28 protein-coding genes are annotated in these 24,153 nt (G+C 71.9%); 7 read left to right on the top strand and 21 right to left on the bottom strand.

Annotated features, from left to right (window positions below):
- Positions 1 to 371 precede the first annotated feature (371 nt).
- A complete protein-coding gene (locus tag H2038_RS13870; RefSeq protein ID WP_292114421.1) occupies positions 372 to 923 on the top strand; it encodes an OmpA family protein in 552 nt (183 codons plus the stop codon).
- Between the two features lie 51 nt (positions 924 to 974).
- Here the strand turns inward: H2038_RS13870 and H2038_RS13875 are convergent, their stop codons facing one another.
- Positions 975 to 1,892, bottom strand: a complete 918-nt coding sequence (locus H2038_RS13875; protein WP_292114424.1) for a manganese catalase family protein — start codon at positions 1,890 to 1,892, stop codon at positions 975 to 977.
- Positions 1,893 to 2,091: 199 nt separating this feature from the next.
- Here H2038_RS13875 and H2038_RS13880 point away from each other — a divergent pair, with 199 nt between their 5' ends.
- The 4 genes from H2038_RS13880 to H2038_RS13895 all read left to right on the top strand — a co-directional run bounded on the left by H2038_RS13880 (position 2,092) and on the right by H2038_RS13895 (position 5,854).
- Positions 2,092 to 2,865, top strand: coding sequence for an SseB family protein (locus H2038_RS13880; protein ID WP_292114427.1), 774 nt, complete (start codon positions 2,092 to 2,094; stop codon positions 2,863 to 2,865).
- Positions 2,866 to 3,016: 151 nt separating this feature from the next.
- The gene (gene dcm, locus H2038_RS13885) at positions 3,017 to 4,195 is read left to right on the top strand and encodes a DNA (cytosine-5-)-methyltransferase (RefSeq protein ID WP_292114429.1); all 1,179 of its coding nucleotides are present in this window, start codon (positions 3,017 to 3,019) and stop codon (positions 4,193 to 4,195) included.
- Positions 4,188 to 4,634: a very short patch repair endonuclease gene (locus H2038_RS13890; protein ID WP_292114432.1), complete on the top strand. Its 447-nt coding sequence runs from the start codon at positions 4,188 to 4,190 to the stop codon at positions 4,632 to 4,634. The genes dcm and H2038_RS13890 overlap by 8 nt, the downstream gene beginning before the upstream one ends.
- Positions 4,635 to 4,636: 2 nt before the next feature.
- Positions 4,637 to 5,854 (top strand): type II restriction endonuclease, encoded by a 1,218-nt coding sequence (locus tag H2038_RS13895; protein WP_292114435.1) that lies wholly within the window; start codon positions 4,637 to 4,639, stop codon positions 5,852 to 5,854.
- A 170-nt stretch (positions 5,855 to 6,024) separates the two neighbouring features.
- Here H2038_RS13895 and ftsH read toward each other — a convergent pair whose 3' ends face one another.
- The 17 genes from ftsH to H2038_RS13980 all read right to left on the bottom strand — a co-directional run bounded on the left by ftsH (position 6,025) and on the right by H2038_RS13980 (position 20,952).
- The gene (gene ftsH, locus H2038_RS13900) at positions 6,025 to 7,908 is read right to left on the bottom strand and encodes an ATP-dependent zinc metalloprotease FtsH (RefSeq protein ID WP_292114490.1); all 1,884 of its coding nucleotides are present in this window, start codon (positions 7,906 to 7,908) and stop codon (positions 6,025 to 6,027) included.
- A gap of 44 nt (positions 7,909 to 7,952) precedes the next feature.
- Complete coding sequence (gene tilS / locus H2038_RS13905; protein ID WP_292114437.1) at positions 7,953 to 9,311, bottom strand: tRNA lysidine(34) synthetase TilS; 1,359 nt, start codon at positions 9,309 to 9,311, stop codon at positions 7,953 to 7,955.
- Positions 9,278 to 10,159, bottom strand: coding sequence for a tetratricopeptide repeat protein (locus H2038_RS13910; RefSeq protein WP_292114439.1), 882 nt, complete (start codon positions 10,157 to 10,159; stop codon positions 9,278 to 9,280). The genes tilS and H2038_RS13910 overlap by 34 nt, the downstream gene beginning before the upstream one ends.
- A gap of 40 nt (positions 10,160 to 10,199) precedes the next feature.
- Positions 10,200 to 11,321 (bottom strand): DUF3667 domain-containing protein, encoded by a 1,122-nt coding sequence (locus H2038_RS13915; protein ID WP_292114440.1) that lies wholly within the window; start codon positions 11,319 to 11,321, stop codon positions 10,200 to 10,202.
- 106 nt (positions 11,322 to 11,427) lie between these two features.
- Positions 11,428 to 11,985: a peptidoglycan-associated lipoprotein Pal gene (gene pal / locus H2038_RS13920; RefSeq protein WP_292114493.1), complete on the bottom strand. Its 558-nt coding sequence runs from the start codon at positions 11,983 to 11,985 to the stop codon at positions 11,428 to 11,430.
- A gap of 129 nt (positions 11,986 to 12,114) precedes the next feature.
- Positions 12,115 to 13,473, bottom strand: coding sequence for a Tol-Pal system beta propeller repeat protein TolB (gene tolB, locus H2038_RS13925; protein ID WP_292114442.1), 1,359 nt, complete (start codon positions 13,471 to 13,473; stop codon positions 12,115 to 12,117).
- Between the two features lie 111 nt (positions 13,474 to 13,584).
- Positions 13,585 to 14,415 carry a TonB C-terminal domain-containing protein gene (locus H2038_RS13930; protein ID WP_292114444.1) on the bottom strand — a complete coding sequence of 277 codons (831 nt, stop codon included), beginning with the start codon at positions 14,413 to 14,415 and terminating at the stop codon, positions 13,585 to 13,587.
- Positions 14,416 to 14,419: 4 nt separating this feature from the next.
- On the bottom strand, positions 14,420 to 14,881 hold the full coding sequence (locus H2038_RS13935) for an ExbD/TolR family protein (protein ID WP_292114447.1): 462 nt from the start codon (positions 14,879 to 14,881) through the stop codon (positions 14,420 to 14,422).
- Positions 14,882 to 14,884: 3 nt separating this feature from the next.
- Positions 14,885 to 15,595, bottom strand: coding sequence for a protein TolQ (tolQ, locus tag H2038_RS13940; protein WP_292114450.1), 711 nt, complete (start codon positions 15,593 to 15,595; stop codon positions 14,885 to 14,887).
- 129 nt (positions 15,596 to 15,724) lie between these two features.
- Positions 15,725 to 16,174 carry a tol-pal system-associated acyl-CoA thioesterase gene (gene ybgC, locus H2038_RS13945; protein WP_292114453.1) on the bottom strand — a complete coding sequence of 150 codons (450 nt, stop codon included), beginning with the start codon at positions 16,172 to 16,174 and terminating at the stop codon, positions 15,725 to 15,727.
- Entirely contained in the window at positions 16,171 to 16,539 is a 369-nt protein-coding gene (locus H2038_RS13950) for a hypothetical protein (protein ID WP_292114456.1), read from the bottom strand. The genes ybgC and H2038_RS13950 overlap by 4 nt, the downstream gene beginning before the upstream one ends.
- A gap of 37 nt (positions 16,540 to 16,576) precedes the next feature.
- The gene (ruvB, locus tag H2038_RS13955) at positions 16,577 to 17,611 is read right to left on the bottom strand and encodes a Holliday junction branch migration DNA helicase RuvB (RefSeq protein WP_292114460.1); all 1,035 of its coding nucleotides are present in this window, start codon (positions 17,609 to 17,611) and stop codon (positions 16,577 to 16,579) included.
- A gap of 139 nt (positions 17,612 to 17,750) precedes the next feature.
- Complete coding sequence (gene ruvA / locus H2038_RS13960; protein ID WP_292114463.1) at positions 17,751 to 18,368, bottom strand: Holliday junction branch migration protein RuvA; 618 nt, start codon at positions 18,366 to 18,368, stop codon at positions 17,751 to 17,753.
- The gene (gene ruvC / locus H2038_RS13965) at positions 18,365 to 18,871 is read right to left on the bottom strand and encodes a crossover junction endodeoxyribonuclease RuvC (protein WP_292114465.1); all 507 of its coding nucleotides are present in this window, start codon (positions 18,869 to 18,871) and stop codon (positions 18,365 to 18,367) included. Before ruvC ends, ruvA begins: the two co-directional genes overlap by 4 nt.
- Positions 18,872 to 18,930: 59 nt before the next feature.
- Entirely contained in the window at positions 18,931 to 19,326 is a 396-nt protein-coding gene (locus tag H2038_RS13970; protein WP_292114468.1) for a cupin domain-containing protein, read from the bottom strand.
- A gap of 102 nt (positions 19,327 to 19,428) precedes the next feature.
- Entirely contained in the window at positions 19,429 to 20,127 is a 699-nt protein-coding gene (locus H2038_RS13975) for an MgtC/SapB family protein (protein ID WP_292114471.1), read from the bottom strand.
- A 51-nt stretch (positions 20,128 to 20,178) separates the two neighbouring features.
- Positions 20,179 to 20,952, bottom strand: coding sequence for a YebC/PmpR family DNA-binding transcriptional regulator (locus H2038_RS13980; RefSeq protein WP_292114473.1), 774 nt, complete (start codon positions 20,950 to 20,952; stop codon positions 20,179 to 20,181).
- Positions 20,953 to 21,075: 123 nt separating this feature from the next.
- Between H2038_RS13980 and H2038_RS13985 the strand changes: the two genes are divergently transcribed.
- Entirely contained in the window at positions 21,076 to 21,276 is a 201-nt protein-coding gene (locus tag H2038_RS13985; RefSeq protein WP_292114475.1) for a hypothetical protein, read from the top strand.
- Here the strand turns inward: H2038_RS13985 and H2038_RS13990 are convergent.
- Positions 21,273 to 21,710, bottom strand: a complete 438-nt coding sequence (locus tag H2038_RS13990) for a thioesterase family protein (protein WP_292114478.1) — start codon at positions 21,708 to 21,710, stop codon at positions 21,273 to 21,275. The genes H2038_RS13985 and H2038_RS13990 overlap by 4 nt on opposite strands.
- Positions 21,711 to 21,785: 75 nt before the next feature.
- Here H2038_RS13990 and H2038_RS13995 point away from each other — a divergent pair, with 75 nt between their 5' ends.
- On the top strand, positions 21,786 to 22,913 hold the full coding sequence (locus H2038_RS13995; protein WP_292114480.1) for a zinc-dependent alcohol dehydrogenase family protein: 1,128 nt from the start codon (positions 21,786 to 21,788) through the stop codon (positions 22,911 to 22,913).
- A 10-nt stretch (positions 22,914 to 22,923) separates the two neighbouring features.
- Here H2038_RS13995 and H2038_RS14000 read toward each other — a convergent pair whose 3' ends face one another.
- Together H2038_RS14000 and H2038_RS14005 are read right to left on the bottom strand one after the other, a co-directional pair.
- The gene (locus tag H2038_RS14000) at positions 22,924 to 23,703 is read right to left on the bottom strand and encodes an NYN domain-containing protein (protein ID WP_292114483.1); all 780 of its coding nucleotides are present in this window, start codon (positions 23,701 to 23,703) and stop codon (positions 22,924 to 22,926) included.
- Positions 23,661 to 24,002 carry a hypothetical protein gene (locus H2038_RS14005; RefSeq protein ID WP_292114488.1) on the bottom strand — a complete coding sequence of 114 codons (342 nt, stop codon included), beginning with the start codon at positions 24,000 to 24,002 and terminating at the stop codon, positions 23,661 to 23,663. The genes H2038_RS14000 and H2038_RS14005 overlap by 43 nt, the downstream gene beginning before the upstream one ends.
- Between the last annotated feature and the right edge of the window lie 151 nt (positions 24,003 to 24,153).

Here is a 24,153-nt window from a genome sequence, read left to right on the forward strand (position 1 = left end):
GGCGCCCACCTCGCCCTGCTGCCGGCGCGGGGGGCGCCGCCTCGTGCGTCGCCGCCACCAGCGCCGGCAGCAGGGCGAGGTGGGCGCCCACGCTCAGCGCCGCCGCCGCCAGGCCGCGCCGGCGGCCCCGCCCGCGGCCGGGGTTTGCCGCCCTGTCCCGGTCGAACTCCATGGCTCCCATGTTGAGCCGCGCCTCGCGTCAGCATCGTGGCGCCCCGGACCGACCCCGCCGCAGATCAGCGTTCCGCCTCTGCTACGGCCAGGCTGACGAATTCCGGATGCAACCGCGTCATGACTTCGCCGTTTCGGCAAAGCTGACTGAGGGCTCGGGGATATCCGGGAGTGGCGTCCCGAAGACGGAGAAGACTTCCTTGACCAGAACCAGACTGTCCACCGCCGCCGCCCTCGGCGCCCTGCTCGCCGTCGGCGTCGTCGCCAGCGGCTGCGCCAGCCACCGCTTCGTGCGCGACCAGGTCGCCGTCGTCGACACCCGCGTCACCGGCGTGGAAGGCCTCGCCGGCCAGGCCCTCGAACGCGCCAACGCCGCCCACAAGCTGGCCGAGGGCAAATTCCTCTACGAGATGGTGCTGTCCGACGACTCGGTGAAATTCCCCACCGACCGCCACGCCCTGTCCCCCGAGGCCGAGCAGCGCCTCGCCGAGCTGGCCCAGCGCCTGCGCGCCGAGAACCGCAACGTCTACCTCGAGATTCAGGGCCACACCGACGCCGCCGGCGACGAGGCCTACAACGAGGAGCTGGGCGAGGCCCGGGCCGAGGCGGTGCGCCGCGCGCTCAGCCGCCAGGGCGTCGCCCTCAACCGCATGGCCACCATCTCCTACGGCGAGACCGCCCCGGTGGCCTCGAACGACACCCCGGAGGGCCGCGCCCAGAACCGGCGCGTGTCGATCATCGTCCTGAGCTGAGCCGACGGGCGCGGGGGCGGCGATCCGCCGCCCCCGACCTCGGCCGCCGCGTCAGGACAGGACGTCCTTCACCTTGCCCATCAGCCCGTGCCCGCCCGGGGCGGGCTCGCGCGGCTTCAGCATGCCGGGCTCGGTCATCCCCTCCGACATCTGCGCCCGCTGCGCCCCGGCGTCCGGCCGCGGCGGGGCCAGCTTCGGCTCCTGGCCCAGCGGCTCCATCGGCCGCGCGCTGAACTCGGCCTTGCCGTCCAGCGACGGCCCCTCGGACCAGCGCCCCTGCGGCGGCGGCGAGCCGTCCCGGTTGAAGCCCAGCTGCACATAGGCGAACTCGCTGTTCTGGTGGTCCTCCGGCGTGCTGTCCGGGATCGGCAGGTTGGCCGCCATCCCGCCCATCTCCTCGATCACCGCCAGGAACTGCTGCTGGTGATAGGTGTCGCGCGCGATCAGGTAGGACAGCATGTCCTTCATGCCCGGGTCGCCGGTCATGTTGTACAGCCGCGCCGCCAGCGCCCGCCCGGTCGCCTCCGCCGTCACATTGGCCATCATGTCCGCCGCCGTATTGCCCGAGGCGTAGACGTGGCTGCAGTCGAACGGCACCCCGTTGGCGTCGCTCGGCAGGGCCGCCAGCCCGGCCGACAGCACATGGCGCATGTCCATGCCGTTCAGCACCGAGCCCCCGGCCGTGTCGTTCGAGATGTCCTCCTGGATCGACAGCGGCGCCCCCTCGAGGTTCAGCGCCACCGCCGTGGCCAGCATCTCGATGTGGGCGATCTCCTCGGTCGCCGTGTTCAGCAGCAGGTCGCGGTACTTGCTCGGCCCGCGATTGCCCCACGCCTGGAAGAAGTACTGCAGGCACACCCGGATCTCCCCCTCGACCCCGCCGATCGCCTGCTGCAGCGCCCGCGCGAACACCGGGTCCGGCCGCTCGACCCGCACCGGGTATTGAAGAAGTTTATCGGTGTAATACATCGTTGTTGTCCTCGGCGGCTGAGTTGAAGATGCGCAAACCGCGCATGCGCCGGGTCAACAGCTCGCCCTCCTCCCTGTTCCGACAGTACCGCTTGCGATTTGCTGTCACGCTTGTCGCGGAAATACTGTAGAGCGCCCGCGCCGTTGACGCCGCGCCCCCGCTCCGCTCCTGTGTCGGACCGTTTTTCGCGAGCCCGCCATGACCGACGCCCCCGCCGCCGCCCCCGAACCGCTGCGCTTCACCGACAATCCGATGAACCCGCTGGAGCTGGCGCTGTACGAGGGGCTGGCCGATCACACGAAGATGGGCGTGTTCGAGCGGCTGATGCTCGAGGCCGACCTCTACGCCGTGCCCGACGGCGGCGGCCCCGGCTCCACGCCGGGCGACGACGGGCCCAAGGTGCTGCGCGCCGGCGAGCAGCTGATCCTGCGCGGCGTCACCCTCAACGACGGCCGCGACACCGTCACCCTGTTCACCGACCCGCGCCGCGCCACCGCCATGTTCGGCCCCGAGGCCCGCATCCTCGCCATGAAGGGCCGCAACCTGCTGCAGGTCCTGCGCAAGGCGGTGATCCTGCTCAACCCGGACGGCGGCAAGGGCCTGCTGCTCAACCCCGACCAGATCGAGGCCCTGCTCGGCCACCTTCCCGCCGACGAGACCTGGTCGCCCGCCCCCGCCGGCCCGGTCGAGCTCTCCGACGTCGCCGAGGCCGAGCGTCCGCACAACCTGATCGGCCGCATCCAGGACGGCCTCGCCGGGGTCGGGGACGCCGTCGCCTGGCTGTCCCGCGCCCGCTGGACCGGAACCCCGCAGACCGGCTGGCGCCTCGACGTCCGCACCGACCGCCCCGCCGACGAGGTCGTCGCCCTCGTCCACCGCGCCATCCGCGGCCTGCAGTTCGCCGGCGAGGCCTTCGAGGTCGCGGTGAGCCCGCCCGGCGGCGACGACGGGGTCGGGGTGAAGGTGAGGTAGGGGCTAGGCGCCTCAGATCGGCCGGGTTGAAGCGGGAGAGGGCGGCCTACTGCCGGTAGGAAGCGCGTTGTTCGCGCCTTGTTCTCCTGGCAGAATCTCCCCAGTCTGCCACGCTCGGAGCCGCGGAATCACCGTGTCGGAGTATGCCCTTATGGTGAAACAGGCCGGCCAGGCCATGGCCGACATGGCGGTGGAGCGCGGCCTGATCCCGGGGCCGGCGCCCGCCGTGCAGCCGGCGCTTACCCTGGTGCGGGGCGGCAAGGATCAGCCGCCCGCTGATTTCACCTTCATCGACCTGTTCGCGGGCATCGGCGGACTGCGCCTGGGCTTCGAGTTCATCGGCGGCCGCTGCGTCTTCACGTCCGAGTGGGACAAGTACAGCCAGAAGACCTACCGGGCGAACTTCCCGGACGATGACCACGAGATCAACGGCGACATCCGCCAGGTCGACGCCGCCGACATCCCGGCGCACGACGTCCTGCTCGCCGGCTTCCCCTGTCAGCCATTCTCCATCGCCGGTGTCTCCAAGAAGAACGCCTTGGGCCGCGCCCACGGTTTCGCCGACGCGACCCAAGGCACCCTGTTCTTCGACGTGGCGCGCATCATCGCCCACCACCGCCCGGCGGCCTTCCTGCTGGAGAATGTCCGCAACCTCGTCGGCCACGACAAGGGCCGGACCTTCCAGACCATCAAGGACGTGCTCACCCGGGAACTGGGCTACACCATCGACTTCCGCATTATCGACGGCCGCCACTGGACGCCCCAGCATCGGGAGCGGATCTTCATCGTCGGCTTCCGCGAGGACCAGGGCTTCCGGTTCTCTGACCTGAAGCTTCCGGACGCCGCGCCCAGGCTCGGCGAAATCCTGCACCGTGAAGGCGACGAGAGCGAAATTCCGGACCAGCGCTTCACCGTCGGCAACTCCGGTCGGGTCGCCGACAAGTACACCCTGACCGACCACCTCTGGGACTATCTCCAGCGGTACAAGGAGAAGCACCAGGCCGCCGGCAACGGCTTCGGCTTCGGTTTGGTCGGTCCTGACGACGTGGCGCGCACCCTGTCCGCCCGCTACTTCAAGGACGGCTCCGAAATCCTCGTGAAGCAGGAGGACGGCAAGAACCCCCGCCGTCTGACGCCTCGGGAATGCGCCCGCCTGATGGGCTTCGATTCTCCGCGCGGAGCCGACTTCATCATCCCGGTGTCCGACACCCAGGCCTATCGCCAGTTCGGAAATTCTGTTGTGGTGCCGGCCGTGAAAGCCGTCGCCGAACACATGAAGCCGCACCTCCTCGCCGCTCTCGGAAAACGGCCGAAGGCGGCGGTTGGCTGACGTCGTCGACCCGGCGACGCGCAGCCGGATGATGTCCGGCATCCGGGGCAAGAACACGAAACCGGAACTGCTGATCCGCAAGGCGCTCCACGCCCGCGGCTTCCGCTATCGCCTGCACTGCGACCTGCCCGGCAAGCCGGACATCTGCCTGCCGAAGCATCGCGCGGTGATCTTCGTCCATGGCTGCTTCTGGCACGGCCACGACTGTCACCTGTTCAAGTGGCCCGGCACCCGCCCGGAATTCTGGCGGGCCAAGATCGAGCGCAACCGCACTGTGGACGCGGCGGCGGAGAGGGCGCTGGCGGAAGCCGGTTGGCGGGTGGCGGTGGTTTGGGAGTGCGCGCTCAAGGGGCGAGAGCGTCGACCGCTTGACGAGGTTTCCGGGGAGCTTGAGCTTTGGATCAGATCTGATCTTCGAACACTCGCGATCGAAAGCTGAATATGCCCGTCACCAGCCTTCCTGACTGGATCGCCGAGTTCGCCCGGCCGGGAAACACTTGGTACCTGAAGAGGCTCTCCGCGAACGACACATTGGCGAACGGTGCTCACCAGGCCGGGCCCTACTTTCCGAAAGAGTTGCTCTTCGACGTCGTGCCGGGGCTGCATGAGCGCGGGGCGCCAAATCCACGTTCAAGGATTCGGGTTTGGGTGGACTCCCATCCAGAAGCTCGGGAAGTCACCGCAATCTGGTACAACAATCGGCTCCGCGGGGGCACGCGAGACGAGACCCGCATTACCGGCTGGGGAGGCGGAGCGTCGGCCCTCCTTGATCCGGACAGCACCGGCGCGCTTGCGGCGTTCGTGTTCGAGGAATGCGGCGCGCGAGACGGGGCCCCCTCCCTGCACGTCTGGGTATGCCAAGGGTACGAGGACGAGGTCTTCGAAGATCTCGTCGGCCCCGTAGATCCGGGGAAGTCAGTGGTCTGGCGTCCGGGGACGGCGTCAGGTCTCTTTTCTCCTGATACGCCGCCATTCAGCTGTGCGCTCTCGCGGGAGGAACTGCCTGCAGCCTGGCTGGCGGATTTCCCGAAGGCCGCGGAGATCGTGCACAAGACGGTCGAACTCAGACCGCTCCGGAGGGAAAGCCCCGATGACCGCCTTCTTCGGCGACGACGTTGCGAGTTCGAGTTGTTCCAGTCGGTGGAGCGAGCGAGGGAAGAGCCCAGAATCGCCGAGGGCTTCAGGTCGATCGACGATTTCCTCACCCTCGCCCAGACTATCCTCCAGAGGCGGAAGTCGAGATCAGGGAGGTCCCTGGAGTTGCACGCCAGGGAGATTCTCCTGGAAGAAGGCCTGGTCGAGGGGCGGGACTTCGATCACGGCGCGCGTTCCGAGGGGGAGAAGAAGCCCGACTTCCTGTTCCCCTCCGCAGCCGCCTATCGTGACCCCGCATGGCCGGTCGCCCGGCTGCGCATGCTGGCCGCCAAGACGACGGCGCGCGACCGCTGGCGGCAGGTCCTGAACGAGGCGGACCGGCTGCCGACCAAACACCTCCTGACCCTGCAGGAAGGCGTGTCTCACAACCAGTTCGCCGAGATGGAGGCGGCGGGTCTCCGGCTGGTCGTTCCGTCGACGCTCATGAGCAAGTATCCGGAGGCCGTCCGGCCCCGCTTGATGAGTTTCGAGCGCTTCATCGCAGAGGTTCGGGGTCTCGCCTGAGCACGGGCCGGTGTTCACCCCCTCCACCATCCTCCGCTGCGCTGCGGATGGTCCCCCTCCCCCTGCGGGGGAGGAACTGCAGTGGCGACTTCCATTCCTCCCCCGCAGGGGGAGGGGGACCATCCGCAGCGCAGCGGAGGATGGTGGAGGGGGCGCGGCCGGCGGCCGGGTCAGTGGACGGTCGGCTGTTCCACGGTCGTGCCGTCGGAGACCGGGGTGATGGGCACGGAGACGGAGGGGCCGGCGTTGGGGAAGTTGTTCTCGTCGCGGTTCGGGGCGACGCCCTTCTCCAGCAGGTCCTTGATCTCCTCGCCCGACAGGGTCTCGTACTCGAGCAGGGCCTGGGACAGCTTCTCGTGGTCCTCGGCCTTTTCGGTGAGGATGCGCCGGGCCTCGTTCCAGCCGGAGGTGACGATGCGCTTGACCTCCTCGTCGATGATCCGGGCGGTCTCCTCGGAGACGTTCTGGCTGCGCGCGACCGAGTGGCCGAGGAAGACCTCTTCCTGGTTCTCGCCATAGGCGACGGTGCCGAGCTTCTCGGAGAAGCCCCAGCGGGTGACCATGGCGCGGGCCAGCTTGGTGGCCTGCTCGATGTCGGAGCTGGCGCCGGAGGTGATGTTCTCCTTGCCGAAGATCAGCTCCTCGGCCACGCGGCCGCCGGCCATGATGGCGATGCGGTCGACCATCTGCTGGTACTTCATCGAGTAGCGGTCGCCTTCCGGCAGCTGCATGACCATGCCCAGCGCCCGGCCGCGCGGGACGATGGTGGCCTTGTGCACCGGGTCGGCCATCTTGACGTTCATGGCGACGATGGCGTGGCCGGCCTCGTGATAGGCGGTGAGGCGCTTCTCCTCCTCGTTCATGGCCATCGACTTGCGCTCGGCGCCCATCATGACCTTGTCCTTGGCGTCCTCGAAGTCGCGGTGGGTGACCATGCGACGGTCCTTGCGGGCCGCCATCAGGGCCGCCTCGTTGACGAGGTTGGCGAGGTCGGCGCCGGAGAAGCCCGGGGTGCCGCGGGCGATGGTCTTGACGTTGACGTCGGCGGCCAGGGGCACGTCCTTCATGTGGACGCGGAGAATCTTCTCGCGGCCCGAGACGTCCGGATTGGGCACCACCACCTGACGGTCGAAGCGGCCCGGACGCAGCAGGGCCGGATCCAGCACGTCGGGCCGGTTGGTGGCGGCGATCAGGATGATGCCCTCGTTGGACTCGAAGCCGTCCATCTCGACCAGCAGCTGGTTGAGGGTCTGCTCGCGCTCGTCATTGCCGCCGCCGAGGCCGGCGCCGCGGTGACGGCCGACGGCGTCGATCTCGTCGATGAAGATGATGCAGGGGGCGTTCTTCTTGGCCTGTTCGAACATGTCGCGGACGCGGCTGGCGCCGACGCCGACGAACATCTCGACGAAGTCCGAGCCGGAGATCGAGAAGAAGGGCACGCCGGCCTCGCCGGCCACGGCGCGGGCCAGCAGGGTCTTGCCGGTGCCGGGAGGGCCGACCAGCAGGGCGCCCTTGGGGATTTTGCCGCCGAGGCGCTGGAACTTGGCCGGATCCTTGAGGAAGTCGACGACCTCCTGCAGCTCCTCCTTGGCCTCGTCGACGCCGGCGACGTCGTCGAAGGTCTTGCGGCCCTTGTGCTCGGTCAGCAGCTTGGCCTTGGACTTGCCGAAGCCCATGGCCCCGCGAGCCCCGCCCTGCATCTGGCGCATGATCAGGATCCACAGGCCGATGATCAGGATGAAGGGCAGCAGGGTGATCAGGGCCCCGACCCACCAGCGCTGGGTGGTGTCGGCGACCTCGACGGTGGCGCCCGAGGCGCGGATCGACTCGATCAGCTCGCTGTTCGGCATCTGGGTGATGGCCGTGAAGCGGGAGCCGTTCTCGAGCTGGCCGGTGATGTTCTGGTTGCGCACCTCGATCGCCTCGATGGTCCCGGCGTCGCGGGCGGCGATGAGTTGGGAGTAGTTCATGCGCTGGGGACGCTCGGCCGCGGCCTTGTCGCCCGGCGCGACCACGGGGCCGCCGCCGCGGGCGACGGCGACGTAGACCGCCATGGCGCCCAGGAGGATGGCGCCGAGGATGGCCATGTTACGCAGGTTCATTCTCGTCTCGGGTCCTCGGGGCGCGGAAACGGCCCCTCGTTCATGATGTCAGCGCCCGAAAATAGGTGCTTCCGGGGCGGCGCGCCATGAAAGACCGCGTCCCGATCGCCTTCGTGCGTCATTCGGTCCAGCGCCCGCGCCAGCCGCTCTGCGACCAGGGCCTGCGCCTTCGCCCCCTCCCCTGCAAGAACCGCCGCAGGCGGATCGTTCCGGATCAGCACAGGGCGGGCCCCGCGGAAGCCGGCGGGGAGCGCCTGCAGGGCGGCGCGGTCGGCGGGCGACAGCCGCGCCCTGAGGCCCGCCGCGGGGACGGCCGACCAGCCGGGCTCCGCCGCGGTGAGCAGCCAGCGGCCGTCCCAGACCGTCGGCCGGCCCGGCGGAAGGGGCGTCGGCGCGGCGGCGCGGCGGCGCAGCTCGCCGGGCTCGCGGCCGACGAGGACGCCGTCGCCCGCCGCCTCCAGCCGGGCGCCGGCGAGGACGGCGGCGAAATCCTCCCCGGCCCGCAGTCGCGCCTGCAGGGCGGCGAGACGGTCGGCGCGGGGCGGACGCTCGCCGCCGCCGGCGCAGACGAGGGCGGCGGCGAGGGCCCGGGCGGAGGCGTCGCGATCCAGCCGGACGAGATCGTCGCCCACCGCCCGGACGCCGTGCGTCGGGCCGGGCGCGGCGGGAGTCGGCGCCCGGTCCGGCGCGACCGAGAGGGCGCGGCGGGCGCGGGCGCGGGCGAAGCGCAGGTCGGCGTTGGCCGGGTCCTCGAGCCAGCCGATCCCCGCCGCCTCCAGCCAGGCGCGCAGCGCCCCGCGGCCGACGGCGAGCAGCGGCCGCAGCAGCATCAGGCCGCGGCCCTCGGGCCAGACCGGCGACGGGGCCCACTCGCGCAGGCGGCCGAGGGTCGAGCCCGCGTCGCGCATGGCCTCGCCCTCGCGAACGTCGTCGGCGGTGTGGGCGAGCAGGATCACCCGGCCCCCGGCGGCCCGGGCGGCGTCGGCGAGCAGACGGTGCCGGGCGGCGCGGGCGGCGGCGGGCAGGCCGGCCGCCGGCCGGGGACCGGTCCAGCGCAGCGGCCGCCAATCGGCCCCGGCGGCGCGCGCGGCCTCGCCCGCGAAGGCGGTCCAGCGCGCGCTGTCGGGGTGCAGGCCATGGTCGACGGTCAGGGCCAGCAGGGGCCGGTCGCGGCGGCGGGCCCAGTCGGCGGCGAGGCGCAGCAGGGCCATGGAATCGCCGCCCCCGGACAGGCCGAGGACGACCGGACGGTCGACCCGGGGCTCCAGCCGGGCGTCGAGGACGGCTCCGGCCGCGGCCCGCCAGTCCGGGGCGGAGTCGGTCAGCCGGCTCTCCGCGGGCGCGCCGCCGGGCACTCGAACCGCGTGCGCAGGCCCTCGGCGCGGGTCCGGAGGGCCGCGCTCGCGCCTTCGGCGTAGCGGTTGGCGAACTCGGTCAGGGCGCCGCAGGCCTGGGTCTTGCGGTCGGTCTCGTGGAGGGCCGCGGCCAGCTCCAGCGTCGTGGCGGCGGCCCAGGGGGTCGTCGGCCAGCCCTGCAGGGCCGAGGCGTAGGCCGAGACGGCGCCGGCGTGGTCGCCGGCCGAGACGCGGAGATCGCCGAGGCGGCTGTGCGCCTCGCGCGCCTGCGGCGTGTCGGGCCAGGCGGCGATGACCGTCTGCAGGGCGCGGTCGCCGCGGGCCGGGTCTGCAGCGGCGAGACGCACGGCGGCGGCGAGGTCGCGGGCCGGGTCGCCGGTGGGCGAGGTGGTGGGGATGGGCGAGTTGAGCTCGGCCTCGCGCTCGGCGGCGGCCTCCAGCGCCCGCACCCGGCCCTCGGCGTCGCGCAGCCGGGTCCCGAGGGCGGCGTTGTCGCGCGTGGCCTCGTCGAGGGCGAAGGTCAGCCGCTCGAGGTCGGCGTTGACCCGGCGGACGGTGTTTTCGAGGTCCTCGAGCCGGCGGTCCATGATCCCGACCCGGCCCTGCAGGGCGACGACCTCGGGATCCGGCTCGACCAGCACCGGCTGGCCGGCGGCGTTGCGCTGGGTCACGGCGCGCTCGAGGCGGCGGACGTTGCGGTCCAGCTGCTCGAGCCGGCGACGGTCCCACTGGATCGGCTCCATCGGGGCGGTCTGGGCGACGACGACCGTGCCCCCGCCGACCAGCAGCACGCCCAGGGCGGCGGCCGTCATCTTGCGCGAGCGGAAGGTGGAAGGGAGCTTCAGCATGGGTGTTGTGGTCCCACCGATTTGCGGCCGTCGCAAGGCGTCAGACGCCCAGGCCGAGCCAGATCACGGCCCACAGGAACAGGCCGAGGACGATGTTGCAGAACAGGACGAGGAAGACGAACCGCCACAGGGCGGAGAACCAGGAGAGCGAATAGGCGCCCTTCAGCTGGGCGAAGATGTGGGCCGGAACGAGGAAGCAGGACGCCATCCAGGCCAGCCCGCCCAGCCAGCCGTTGATCATCAGCAGGCCTGAGACGACCAGGCCCAGCAGGGCCATGAAGGTCAGCGAGTAGAGGACGAAGACGCCGTGGTCGTACAGGCTGACCCGGCGGTGGTGCAGGAACAGGACCGCCATGAAGGGGATCGACAGCGGCACCAGAAGGAAGGCGAATTTGTAGAGCGTCTGCTGCAGCTTGTAGACGGCGAGGTCCGGGTTCTGGAGCTTCCTGGCCATCTTCTTCGCCGTGGGGCCGGCGTTTTCCGACTGGTAGATGCCCGCCGCCCAGTCCTTGAGCCCCGCCTGCCAGCTGCCCGGAGCCAGGCCGTCGCCGCGCTGGTCGGGGCCCGCCGCGGCGGTCAGCCGTTCGAGGTCGGCGACCCGTTCGTCGCGCTCGGCGGCGGCCTCCTGCAGGGCGGCGCGCGCCTCGGCCAGCGCGCCCGGTTCGGGCGTCGCCTCGCTTTCGAGCGCGACCACCCGCTGGCGGGCCTGCTCGGCCTCGGCGGCGGCCTCGTCCAGGGCGACCTCGGCGGCGGCCTGCCGGCCGGCGAGGCTCATCACCGGTTCGGGCATGCGCACGAAGCTGAGGATGAAGAAGGTGACGAAGATCGTGAACAGGAACAGCGCCAGCGGCGAGACGTAGCGGGTGCGGGCCCCCTGCACCCATTCGCGGGTCAGGCGGCCGGGGTTGAGCGCCAGCAGCGGCAGGGTGCGCCAGATGCGGGCGTCGAAATGCATGACCCCGTGCAGCAGCTCCTCGCCGAGGTGCAGCAGGGTGCGGTGGACATGGGTCGGCTGGCCGCACTCGGCGCAGAACTTCCCCGGGGCGTGGGCGCCGCAGTCGGAGCAGGTTCCCTGATGCTCGCCGGCGCTTCCCGACGGCCGCTCGAGGGTCGCGGCGACAAGCCCCGCGCTGACCGCGGCGCCGGCGTCCTCCATGCTCATGCGAAAGCCCCCTTTCCCTCGCCCTTCTAGCCAGCGCCGCCCGCGCCGGAAACGAAAAAGGCGTCCGCGCGGGGCGTACGCCTTTCAGGTTCGCCGGGTCGGGCGATCAGCGCACGGCGCCGGAGACGATGGCGGTGTGGGCGTTGCGGTTGCGGGCCCAGGCCTCCTCGTTGGAGCCGGCGGCGATCGGCCGTTCCTTGCCGTAGCTGATGGTGTCGATGCGGGCGGCGTTGACGCCGCGCTCGACGAGGTAGGTGCGGACCGATTCGGCGCGGCGCGCGCCGAGGGCGAGGTTGTACTCGCGGGTGCCGCGTTCGTCGGCGTTGCCCTCGATGCGGACGGTCACGTTCGGATAGCGCTGCAGCCAGGCCACCTGGGCGTCGAGGCGCGGATAGGCCTCCGGGCGGATCTGGTAGCTGTCGAGGTCGAAGTAGACCCGGTCGCCGACGTTGACGACGAAGTCCTGCTCGGAGCCCGGCGCGGCCGCGCCCAGGGCGCCGCCGTCCACATTGCCGGCGCCGGCGCCGGGGTACTGGGGATTGTTGTTCGACGGCGGAAGCTCGCCGCCGGCGGCGGAGTCGGCGGCGGGCCGCGGGGTGCAGGCGGCGAAGGCCGTCGCGGCGGCGCCGACGGCGAGAAGTCGGACGAGGGTCGAGGGCTTCATCATGGGGTCAACTCCTGGGGGCCGGGGCCATTGGCCCCTCAGCCTGGCTGTAAAGGTTCGGTACTGTCACGCCAGCGGGTTCGCCAGTCGCGATAACGCAGGTTTGAGGGCGGAGGCTCCGCCCCCGGGTCAGGCCGGACATGCGTCGGGGCCGGTGGCGGCCATTCGGGCGGGCTGTTCGTCGAGCAGCGGCGACCACGCCGGGTCGGAGCCGCGCCCGGGGTAGCCGGCCTGGCTGACCACCCGGCCGGACAGGTCGACGGTCCACAGACGGGTCTCGCCGCCCGGCGCCTGGCGCGCGAACATGATGTAGCGGCCGTTGGGGGCCCAGGAGGGGCCTTCCTCGAAGTAGCTGGACGACAGGATGCGCTCGCCCGAGCCGTCGGGGCGCATCACGCCGGTCGAGAAGCGGCCGCCGGACTGTTTGGTGAAGGCGATCAGGTCGCCGCGCGGGCTCCAGGCGGGGGCGGTGTAGACGCCGCCGCCGCGGCTGATCGGACGCTGGCCGGAGCCGTCGGCGCGCATGGTGTAGAGGCGCGCCGTGCCCGAACGGTCCGAGGTGAAGACGATCTGCGAGCCGTCGGGGCTGAAGGAGGGCGAGGTGTCGATGCCCGGGTCCGAGGTCAGGCGGCGCAGCTGCCGGCTGGCGAGGTCCATCACGTAGATGTCGGTGTTGCCGCCTCGGATGATCGAGAAGGCGAGCCTGGACCCATCGTTGGAGAAGCGCGGGGCCAGCACCTGGCCGTCGAACTCGCCGAGGCTCTCGCGCCGTCCGGTCGACAGGTTGAACAGGTAGATGCGGCTGTAGTCCCGCCCCAGCGCCACATAGGTGATCTCGTTGGGGTCGCTCATCGAGAAGCGGGGCGACATGATGATCTCGTCGCCCTGGGTGAGATAGACGGGGTTGTAGCCGTCCTGGTCGGAGATCGCGAGGCGCGACAGGCGGTTCAGCTGGGTGCCGCTTTCCGAGACGAAGACGACGCGGCTGTCGAAGAAGCCGGTCTCCCCGGTCATGCGCTGGTAGACGAGGTCGGCGATCTTGTGGCCGATGCGGCGCCACTGCTCGGCGGTGGCGGTGAACTGCCACGAGACCAGCTGGCACTGGCGGTAGGGGTCGTAGAGGCGGAAGCCGTAGTCGTTGCGGTTGTCGGCGCGGGGGGTGACGGCGCCGTAGAGGACCGCCTGGGCGCCGATCGAGGTCCACTGCGGGAAGTTGGGGGCGTTGGCCAGGGTCAGGCCGGTCTCGACGAAGCTGCCCGGGTCCAGCGGCTCGAAGTAGCCGGAGCGGCGCAGGTCGTCACGGATCACGCCCGACAGCTCGGCCCCGTTCTGGCCAGTGAAGTTGACCACGGCGATGGGCAGGGGACGCAGCACGCCCTGGTCGACCACGACCTCTTCCTGCTGCGGCTGCGGCTCCTGGGCGGCGACCGCCGACGGACCGGCGAGCGCGAGCGCGGCGGCCGAGGCCAGAAGAAGGGTCAGACGCATCGAGTACCTCCAGATCGGTGTCAGGCCACTGTGGCCCGCCCCCGTCGCAGACGCCAGCTTGGGCGCGAATGCGGCGACTTTCAGGCTCCGGGCGGGCTCCGTCGGATTTCGTCAGCCGCCGCCGCACATGGTGGCGGTGCGGAAGGAGAACGGGATTTCCTGCTGCTCATATCCCGAGGGCATGTCGAACGGGGCGGCGGCGCGGATGGCGCGCAGGACGCCGTCCGAAGCGGCCCGCCAGGCCGGATCGCTGCGGCTCTGGGTCAGCCGGGGCGAGCCGACGATGCGGCCGCTTTCGTCGAGGGTGACCCGGACGCCGATGGTCAGCTGGTCGGCCCCGGGCAGGTCGCAGTTGACGGTCCAGTGCGGCGTCACCTGCGCCGCCAGCGCCTGCAGCGAGGCGCGGCCGACCGCCTGCGGGGCGGAGCCCCGACCCTGCTGGCCGGTGGCGGGCCGCTGGCCGGGTCGGGTCGAGGGCCGCGGCGGACCGGCGAGGGCGTCGAGATCGAGGCCCTGTTCGCGCGGCGGGTTGGGCTGCGGACGCGGCGGCGTGGGACGGGGCTGAGGCGGCGTCGGCCGGGGACGCGCCTTCTCGGGAGTCGGGGCCGGCCGGCGCGGCGGCGTCGGTTCCGGACGCGGCGTGGGCCGCGGGGTCGGGGTCGGCCGCGGGGTCGGCGGCGGCGGCGTGGGCTCGGGCGGCGTCGGCTCCGGCGGCGCCTCGACCGGGGCCGTGGCCGCATCCTCGGTGACCAGCTCCTCGGACGGATTGTCCGCCGCCGCCGCCTCGATGACCATGGTGTCCGAGACGATGGAGACCGGCACGGCCGAGGTCACGTCCAGCGGCTGGCGTTCAGGCCGGAACAGCACGCCGACCGCCAGCGCGCCCACGATCAGGCCGTGGACGAGAAGGGATCCGACAAGGGCGGCGCCGGGGCGGTCCAAGCGATCAGCCCTCCGCCGTCGATCCGGAGGTGTCGGTGATCAGGTTCAGCTTGCTGAAGCCGCCGCCGGACAGGCGCGCCATCACGCGGGCCACGGCCTGGTAGGGGGCGCGACCGTCGGCCCGGATGAAGACCGGCCGCTCGCGGGCGCCCTCGCCGCCTTCCTGGGCGACGCGGATCAGCAGCTGCTCCCACTCGACCTCGCCCTCGCCGACGAAGATGGCCCCGTTGCGGTCGATCGAGACGGTGACCGGCTCGCTGTCGGTGTCCACCGCGCTGGCCTCGGTCTTCGGCAGCTCGACCTCCACCCCGGTGGTCAGCAGGGGGGCCGAGATCATGAAGATGATCAGCAGCACCAGCATGACGTCGACCAGCGGGGTGACGTTGATCTCGCTGAGCGGACGCCGCCGGGCCCGGCGTCGGCCGCGCACATGTCCGCCGCCGCCGGCGGCGCCTCCGAGGGCCATGGCTCAGACCTCCCGACGGGCGTCGGCCGGGGCGGAGCCCAGGCGACGGGCGACGGCGGCCTGCAGGTCGTCGGCGAAGCTCTCCAGCCGGCCGGTGAACTTGCCCGCGTCGATCGAGAACTTGTTGTAGGCGATGTAGGCCGGAATGGCGGCGGCGAGGCCGATGGCGGTGGCGAACAGGGCCTCGGCGATGGCCGGGGCCACGGTGGTCAGGTTGGTGTTCCCCGCCTCGGCGATGCGGCCGAAGGCGTTCATGATCCCCCAGACGGTCCCGAACAGGCCGATGAAGGGCGAGGAGGTGGCGACCACCGACAGCACGCCCAGGCCGTTCTCGATGCGCTGGCCTTCGCGGGCGATCAGGCTGTCCAGCGCCCGGTCGATCCGGGCCATCAGCATGGCGCCCTGCCCTTCCGTCAGCGGGCCGCGGGTGCGCGCCTCGCGCCAGTCCGACAGGGCGATGACCAGCATGCGCGGCAGCGGATGGGGCGGATTCGGTCCGGCGCGCTGGGCGATCTCCTCCAGCGGACGGCCGGAGCCGACCTCGTCCTCGAAGGCGGCGGCGGTGCGGTTGAGGGCGGCGAAGCGCACCGCCTTGTCGATGATCACGGCCCACGACCACAGCGAGGCGACGGCCAGCCCGACCATCACCGCCTTCACGACGATGTCCGCCTCCATGAACAGGGTCACGGGGTTGAGAATCGAGGCTTCGGTCATTCGGCGTCCTTCCGACTTGCCCGCCCTGTGCAGCGGACGGAGGTGGCGGATATGTGGCGGTTCCGGCGTGCTCTAGCGGGCGGCGACGGGGCGGTCGACTGTCTGCACGTGACAGGGTGGGCGAACGGCTCAGTCCTCGCCCGTCAGCCACGGCCGCACGCGCTCCACGAGCAGGGCCGTGGGACGTCGCGGGCGGCCGTCCAGGTGGATGCAGACGGCCTCGACCTCGGCCCGGCACAGCACGTCGTCGCCGCGCACCACCTCCTGGTCGATGAGCAGGCGCGGCCCCTTCACCGCGCGGTAGCGGGTGCGGACCACCAGCTCGTCGTCGATGCGGGCCGGCTTCAGATAGCGCAGCTCCAGCTTCGAGACGACGAAGGCCATGGGCTGGTCGCCGTCCAGCAGCTCGGCGTGCCCGACCCCCATCAGGCGCAGGGCGTCGGAGCGGCCGCGCTCAAGGTAGCGGACGTAATTGGCGTGGTAGACGAGGCCGGTGAAGTCGGTGTCCTCGTAGTAGACGCGGACTGGCAGACGGTGCTCGCGGCCCTCGAAGCGGCCGGCGGTGGGACGGTCGGTCATGGACGGGCGCTCCCCGACGGGCGGGTGAGGAAGCCGGGGCAGAAGTCGGCCTGCATCTGTTCGTATTCGCTGCGCAACGGGTCGGTCGACAGCATCAGCCGGTTCGGCCGGGAGATGAAGGCGACGGTGCGGCCCTCATGCTCGACATAGCCGCAGACGGCCAGGCGGCGGCCAGCCTCGGTGTAGCGCACGCGGGCGTCCGGACCGAGGATGTCGCGCACCTGGGCGGCGGCGCGCTGCTCGGGCGTGGGGTCGGACGGGGCGAAGGCGTTGCGGCTGACCAGCCACAGGATCAGGGCGCCCAGCGCCAGCACGGCGAAGCCGAGGACGAGGATCAGGCGATCGGTGGAGAGGCGGCGGGTCACGGGCCGAACATGCCGGGCTTCGGGACGCGGGTGAAGCCTACTTCCCCGCGAACAGGTCCCCCGCCTGCGGCGCGCGCGGCGGCTCGGTCAGTCCGAGGTGGCTGTACGCCCGGGCGCAGGCCATGCGGCCGCGCGGGGTGCGCTGGATGAAGCCCTGCTGCAGCAGGAAGGGCTCGATGACGTCCTCGACCGCGTCGCGCGCCTCGGCGATGGCGGCGGCGAGGGTGTCCATGCCGACCGGGCCGCCGCCGTAGTTCTCGATCAGGGCGCGCAGGAAGCGGCGGTCGAGGCTGTCCAGCCCGGCCTCGTCCACCTCCAGTCGGCTGAGGGCGCGGGCGGCGGCGAGCCTGTCGATGGAGGCGGCCCCCTCGGCGTCGGCGAAGTCGCGCACCCGGCGCAGCAGGCGGCCGGCCACGCGCGGGGTGCCGCGGGCGCGGGCGGCGATCTCCAGCGCCCCTTCCTCGGTGATCGGCGCGCCCATCTTGCGGGCCGCGCCCATGACCACCCGGGTCAGCTCCTCGGGCGTGTAGAACTCCAGCCGCAGCGGAATGCCGAAACGGTCGCGCAGGGGCGTGGCCAGCAGGCCGGCGCGGGTGGTGGCGCCGACGAGGGTGAAGGGCGCCAGGTCGATTCGCACCGAGCGGGCCGAGGGGCCCTCGCCGATGATCAGGTCGAGGACGTGATCCTCCATGGCCGGATAGAGGATCTCCTCCACCTGCGGGTTCAGCCGGTGGATCTCGTCGATGAACAGGACGTCGCGCGGCTCGAGGTTGGTCAGGATGGCGGCGAGGTCGCCGGCCTTGGCGAGGATCGGGCCGGAGGTGGCGCGGAAGCCGACGCCGAGCTCGCGGGAGACGATCTGGGCCAGGGTGGTCTTGCCGAGGCCCGGCGGGCCGAACAGCAGGACGTGGTCCAGCGCCTCGGACCGGGCGCGGGCGGCGTCGATGAAGACCTTGAGGTTGCCGCGGGCCTGCTCCTGGCCGACGAACTCGGACAGGGTCTGCGGCCGCAGGGCGCGGTCGTAGGCCTCGCCGGGGGCCGGCTCGGCGGAGATGATGCGGTCGTCGGTCATCGGCCGTTCCTGCGTCGGGAGGCCGCCTCAAGGGTGAAAAGTGCTGGTGAGCAAGAGGTGAGCCGGTCAGCGCCCCGCCCCGGGAGGAGCGGCTCACGCCTTTGCTCACCCCGTCGCTCACTCTTCACTCGCCACCCCCTCACCGACCCAGCTCCTGCAGGGCGGCCCGGATCACGGCGGAGAGGTCGGCGTCGTCGCCGAGGCGGATCAGGGCCTGGTCGACGGCGCGGCGGGCGTTGACCTCGGCGACGCCGAGGCCGAGCAGGGCCGAGACCGCCTCGCCGGTGAGGCTGGGGACCGGCGCGGCCGGCTCGACGTGCACGCCGGGGGCCGAGGGCGTGAAGGACGGCTCGCCCAGCGGCTTGCCCTTCAGTTCGGTGACGATGCGCAGGGCCAGCTTGGGGCCGACGCCGTTGGCGCGGGCCACGGCGGCCTTGTCCTCGCGGGCCACGGCGGCGGCCAGCTCGCCCGGCGGCAGCACGTCGAGCACCGACAGCGCCGCCTTGGGGCCGACGCCCTGGATGGTCAGCAGGGTGGTGAAGGCGCGGCGCTCGTCGCGGGACAGGAAGCCGTAGAGGCGCGGTCCGCTCTCGGCGCTCCAGGTGCTCTCGATGAACAGGGTGGCCTCGTCGCCCGGGGCCGGCAGCCGGCCAAGGGTGCGCGCCCCGCAGGCGACGACGTAGCCGACGCCGGCGCAGTCCACCAGGCAGTGGTCCGGCTCGACCTCGGCCAGCAGCCCTCTCAGCCGGCCGATCATGCGGCCCCCGCGAGCAGGGCGCGCCGGCGCAGCTGGGCGTGGGTGATGGCCACGGCCAGGGCGTCGGCGGCGTCAGCCGTGACGTCCCCGGCCGCCGGCAGCAGGCGCTTCACCATGAAGGCGATCTGGGTCTTGTCGGCGTGGCCGCCGCCGACCACCGCCTTCTTGATCAGGTTGGGGGCGTACTCGGCGACCGTCAGGCCGCAGCGGGCCGGGGCCAGCATGACCGCGGCCCGGGCGTGCCCCAGCTTGAGGGTCGAGGCCGGGTTCATGTTGACGAAGACCTCCTCGATCGCCGCCTCGTCGCAGGCGTGGGCGGCGCAGACCTCCGCCACCGCCTCGAGCAGGAACAGCAGCCGCTGGCTGAACGGGGCCTTCTCCGGCGGGGCGACGACGCCGTGGGCGATCCAGCGCAGGCGCGAACCCTCGGCCGCCAGCACGCCCCAGCCGGTGCGCCGCAGGCCGGGGTCGAGACCGAGGATTCGAGTCGTTTCGTTCGCCATCCGTTCCGTTCATGCCCGATAGATGGCTAACGGACAATGACCGGCGCGCCGCGGGCGACCTACTCGGTGGTGGTTCCGTCGAAATGCTCTTCCGAGGCGTCGGCCTCGGCCTTGGTCCGGTGCACCACGCCTTCGCGGTGATCGGGCGGGCCGTACAGGGTGTAGAGCATCAGCGGCTCGTCGCCGGTGTTGATCACATTGTGGCGGGCGCCGGCGGGGACGATGACGGCGTCGTCGTCCTTGACCGGGGTGCGGACGCCGTCGATCTCCACCGCGCCCGAGCCGCTTTCGATGCGGAAGAACTGGTCGTGGTCCTCGTGGACCTCGGAGCCGATCTCCTCGCCCGGCTTGAGGGTCATCAGCACCAGCTGGAGGAATTTGCCGGTGTAGAGCACCCGTCGGAAGTCGGTGTTCTCGACGGTGAGCGTCTCGATGTCGGCGATGAAGCCTTTCATGGCGGCAGTCCCTGTTCTGCTGAAGTCCGGTTGTGAAGATGCGATCGCGCGGGCCGGGATCAAGGCGCCGGCGGCGAGACGGGCGGAGGCGGATGGTCGCGCTCAGTCATCGCGCGGATCCAGGCGGTAGCCGGTGACGCCGTCGATGCTGCGCAGCCGCGCGGCCAGCGCCCGGAGGGCGGGCTCGCTGTCGACCTTCAGGCGAAAGCTGCGGCGCACGGCCTCGCCGCCCTCGACCAGTTCGAAACGGTCGGCGCGGCCGCGGCGGTCGACCCCGGCGAGGGCGGCCTCGACGCGGTCCTCGGCCGCGCTCGCCTCCCGGCGCCAGACCACCTCGGCGTCGACCACCAGGCTCTGCGGCAGGTGGGCGGTGAGCAGGCGGAGGCCGGCGAGGACGGCGAGGGTCAGGGCCGCTCCGACAAGGCCGAGCAGGAACAGGCCGGCGCCGAAGAGGAGGCCGATGGTGGCGGTGATCCACAGCGAGGCCGCTGTGGTCAGCCCGTGGACGGAGAAGCCGGAGCGGAAGATCACGCCCGCGCACAGGAAGCCGATGCCGGTCAGGACCCCGTGGGCCATGCGGGTCGGATCGCTGACGATCTCCGTGCCCGGCAGGACGGCGAAGCGCCAGGCGGCCTGGGACACCGCCGCCTCCATCAGCAGGGCCGAGGCGAGGCAGACGAGGATGTGGGTGCGGAAGCCGGCCGACCGTCCGCGCCACTCGCGTTCGAACCCGATCAGCCCGCCCGCCATGATGGCGGCGACGAGCGGCAGGACGAAGTCAGGCAGGGCGGTCAGGTCCATCGCAGCGGCAACGGTTGCGACGCCGCCCCCGTTCCGCGGCGACGGACGGGATCAGCCGGCGTACTTCGCCGCGTCCTCGTCCGAGATCTCCTCGTTCGAATAGACCTGCTGCACGTCGTCCTCGGCGTCCAGGGCGTCCATCAGCTTCATCAGGGTCGCGACCTGGTCGCCGGTGACCGGAACGGTCGACTGCGGCTTCCAGACGATGGCCGTCGACTTGGGGTCGCCCAGCACCTTCGACATGGCCTCGGCCACCTCGTTCAGGTCCTCGAAGGCGGTCCAGATGACGTGGCCCGGCGCGTCCTCGTAGATGTCGGGCTTGACCAGGTCGCTTTCGACGTCCTGGGCGCCGGCCTCGATCGCCGCCTCCATCACCGCGTCCTCGGAGCCCGCCTCGGCCGGATAGTGGATGCGGCCGACGCGGTCCCACATGAAGGTCACCGAGCCGGTCTCGCCCAGCGCGCCGCCGTACTTGGTGAAGGCCGAGCGCACGCCGGAGGCGGCGCGGTTGCGGTTGTCGGTCAGCACCTCGACCACGAACTGCACCCCGCCGGGGCCGCGGCCCTCGTAGCGGATCTCCTCCATGGCGTCGATTTCGCCGCCCGAGGCCTTCTTGATGGCGCGCTCGATGTTCTCCTTGGGCATCGACTCGGCCTTGGCGTTGTTCACCGCCAGGCGCAGGCGCGGGTTCATCGCCGGATCGGGCAGGCCGGACTTGGCCGCCACGGTGATCTCGCGCGACAGACGGGAGAAGAGCTTGGACCGCACCGCGTCGGCGCGGCCCTTGCGGTGCATGATGTTCTTGAACTTGGAATGGCCGGCCATGAGGGATGTCTGGGTCTGGCGAAAAGGAGAGGCGCGCCGTCTAGCCGATGGGCGGCTTGCTGTCACGGTGCGGGAACGCGGCGCGGGCGTGGGCATTCCGGCAGCGGACCACAGGAGCGCGCCATGACCGTCGACGACGCCATCTACGAGGCCGAGGGCAGCCTCGACGAGGACCTGCACGACGCCGACATCGTCGAGTGGTACGAGGCGCGGCCGATGACGGTCTCGACCTATGTGGCCGCCGGCGCCGTGGTCGGGGCGTTTGCGCTGGGCGTGCTGACCGCGGTCGGCGCCCTGACGTTGATGGGCCGGCTGGACGACTAGGGGCGCATCCCCTCGAGGAAGCTGCGCATCTTTTCGTCGATGGCCGCCGGGCGCTTGGTGTCGCGGTCCACGTAGACGTGGACGAAGTAGCCGACGGCGGCGGCCTCGGGCTCCTTGTTGCGGAACAGGCCGATCTCGTAGCGGACCGAGCTGGTGCCGATGTGCGCCACCCGCACGCCGGCCTCGATCTCGTCGGGGAAGGCGGTGGGGGCGAAGTAGCGGCAGCCGGTCTCGACCACCAGGCCGATGGTCTGGCCGTGGTGGATGTCGAGCAGGCCGTTGACCACCAGCAGCCGGTTCACCGCCGTGTCGAACCACGAGTAGTAGACCACGTTGTTGACGTGGCCGTAGACGTCGTTGTCCATCCAGCGCGTGGAGATGCTCTGGAAGCGGCTGTAGTCGCCGCGCTTCGTCCGCTCGATCGTTCCGGTCACGCGCAACCTCCCCTGTTGTCGTTGCATCGAGCCTTGGGCTTGGCGGACGCGGCGTCAAGCGCCTAGCGTCCGGGCATGATCACGACCCGCGCCGCCGTTCTCCGCGCCATGGGCGCCGCCCGCCCCTACGCCGCCAGCCGGCCGCTGGCGATCGAGACGGTGACGCTGGACCCGCCCGGGCGCGACGAGGTGCTGGTGCGCATCCGCGCCGCCGGCCTGTGCCATTCGGACCTCAGCGTCATCAACGGCGACCGGCCGCGACCGATGCCGATGGCGCTGGGCCACGAGGCGGCGGGCGAGGTGGAGGCGGTCGGCGACGGCGTCGGCGACCTGAAGCCGGGCGACCGGGTGGTGATGGTCTTCATGCCCTCGTGCGGCCATTGCGCCCCCTGCGCCGGCGGGCGGCCGGCCCTGTGCGAGCCGGGGGCGGCGGCCAACGGCAAGGGCGAATTGCTGGGCGGGGGACGGCGGCTGCACCTCGGCGGGGAGACGCTGCACCACCACCTCGGCTGTTCGGCCTTCGCGGAGCGGGCGGTGGTGTCGCGGCGCTCGCTGGTGCGGGTTCCGGACGACCTGCCGTTCGAGCACGCGGCCCTGTTCGGCTGCGCGGTGCTGACCGGGGTAGGGGCGGTGGTCAACACGGCCGGCGTGAAGGCCGGGCAATCGGTGGCGGTGGTCGGCCTCGGCGGGGTCGGCCTGGCCAGCGTGCTGGGGGCGCTGGCGAGCGGGGCGAGCCCGGTGGTCGCCGTCGATCTGTCGGAAGACAAGCTGGCGCTGGCCCGCTCTCTGGGGCCGGTGCGGACGGTGAACGCGGCGGATCCGGACGCGGTGGAGCAGGTGCGGGCGCTGACCGGCGGCGGGGCCGAGGTCGTGCTGGAGATGGCCGGCTCGGCGAAGGCGCTGGAGGCGGCGTGGAAGATGACGCGGCGCGGCGGGACCACGGTCACCGCCGGCCTCCCGCCCCCGGAAGCCGCCCTGGCGGTCAACATCGTCTCGCTGGTGGCCGAGGAGCGGACCCTGAAGGGGTCGTACATCGGGACCTGCGTGCCCTCGCGGGACATCCCGCGCTTCGTCGGCCTGTTCCGCGAGGGCCGGCTGCCGGTGGACCGGCTGCTCAGCGGCACGGCGGCGCTGGAGGAGATCAACGCGGCCTTCGACGATCTGGCCGAGGGGCGGGCGGTGCGGACGGTGATCTCGCTCTGAGCCCCCGCCCCTAGGCCTTGTCGCGCACCCGCATCTGGCCGCCGGGGCCGGTCTCCACGTCGAACCGGCCGGTGGCGCGGATCAGGTCGGACAGCTTGGCGTGGCCGTAGGTGCGCTGGTCGAAGTCGGGATAGGCGTTGCGCAGGCGGTTGGCGAGGCCGCCGGCCTGGACCCAGCCGGCCTCGTCCTCGTCCATGTCGGCCATGACGGCGGCGATCAGCCGGGCCGCCTCGACCGGCTTGCGCACGCCGGCGCTGGCCACGGCCGCCGCCCGGCGCCCGCCGCGGCCCGACGCCGCCTCCCCGGCCTCGCCCTCGCCCTCGTCCGCCGGCGCGGCGGCGCGGCCGGCGAGGTTCTCGGTGTAGATGAAGCGGGTGCAGGCCTGGCGGAAGCTCTCGGGCGTCTTGCGCTCGCCGAAGCCGTAGACGTCGACCCCCTCCTCGCGGATGCGCGACGCCAGCCGGGTGAAGTCGGCGTCGGACGAGACCAGGCAGAAGCCGTCGAAGCGGCCCGAGTGCAGCAGGTCCATGGCGTCGATGACGAGGGCGATGTCGCCCGAGTTCTTGCCCTTGGTGTTGGCGAAATTCTGCTGCGGCTGGATGGCGAAGCGGGCCAGCACCCGGGTCCAGCCCTGGATCTGGGCCGAGGCGAAGTCGCCGTAGATGCGCCGCGCGCTGGCCTCGCCGAGGGTGGCGATCTCGGTGAACAGGGCCTCGGCGATCTTCGGCGAGGCGTTTTCGGCGTCGATCAGGACGGCGAGGCGGGCGGCTTTGGCGGCGTCGGCGGGCATGGCGGGTCTTCCGGTGGCGGAGCGGCGGCCGGCATGATGGCCGGGTTCGGCGGCGGTGTCGCGGCCGTTTGCAGCTCGGCCTCCTTCTGCAGGAACCGCTCGACCTCGCACAGCACGCCGGGGAGGATGAAGTCGGCGGGGTTGGCCCGGCCGAGCCCGCGCAGGGCCCACAGGTAGTAGTGCTCCCGCTCGTGCAGCGGCTCCAATTCGCCGCGGGCGATGAGGGCGAGGCGGGCGCGCTGGGCGCCCCAGAGCTGACGGTCGCGACGGCGCCAATGGGCGGGGCGACGGTTCTTCATCGGCGGGACTCCTTCTTCGGACACGCGACGGCGGCCTCCGGCGGCGATCCGCCGGAGGGTGGGAAGGGTGCGGGGCGCCGGGCCTCGCCCGGTCTGTGAGAGGATTACCGTTTCGACGAGACAGACGCCCCGCGCAGCCGTTGTGCGCGCG

Source organism: Brevundimonas sp., assembly GCF_013912005.1.
Taxonomy (GTDB): Bacteria; Pseudomonadota; Alphaproteobacteria; order Caulobacterales; family Caulobacteraceae; genus Brevundimonas.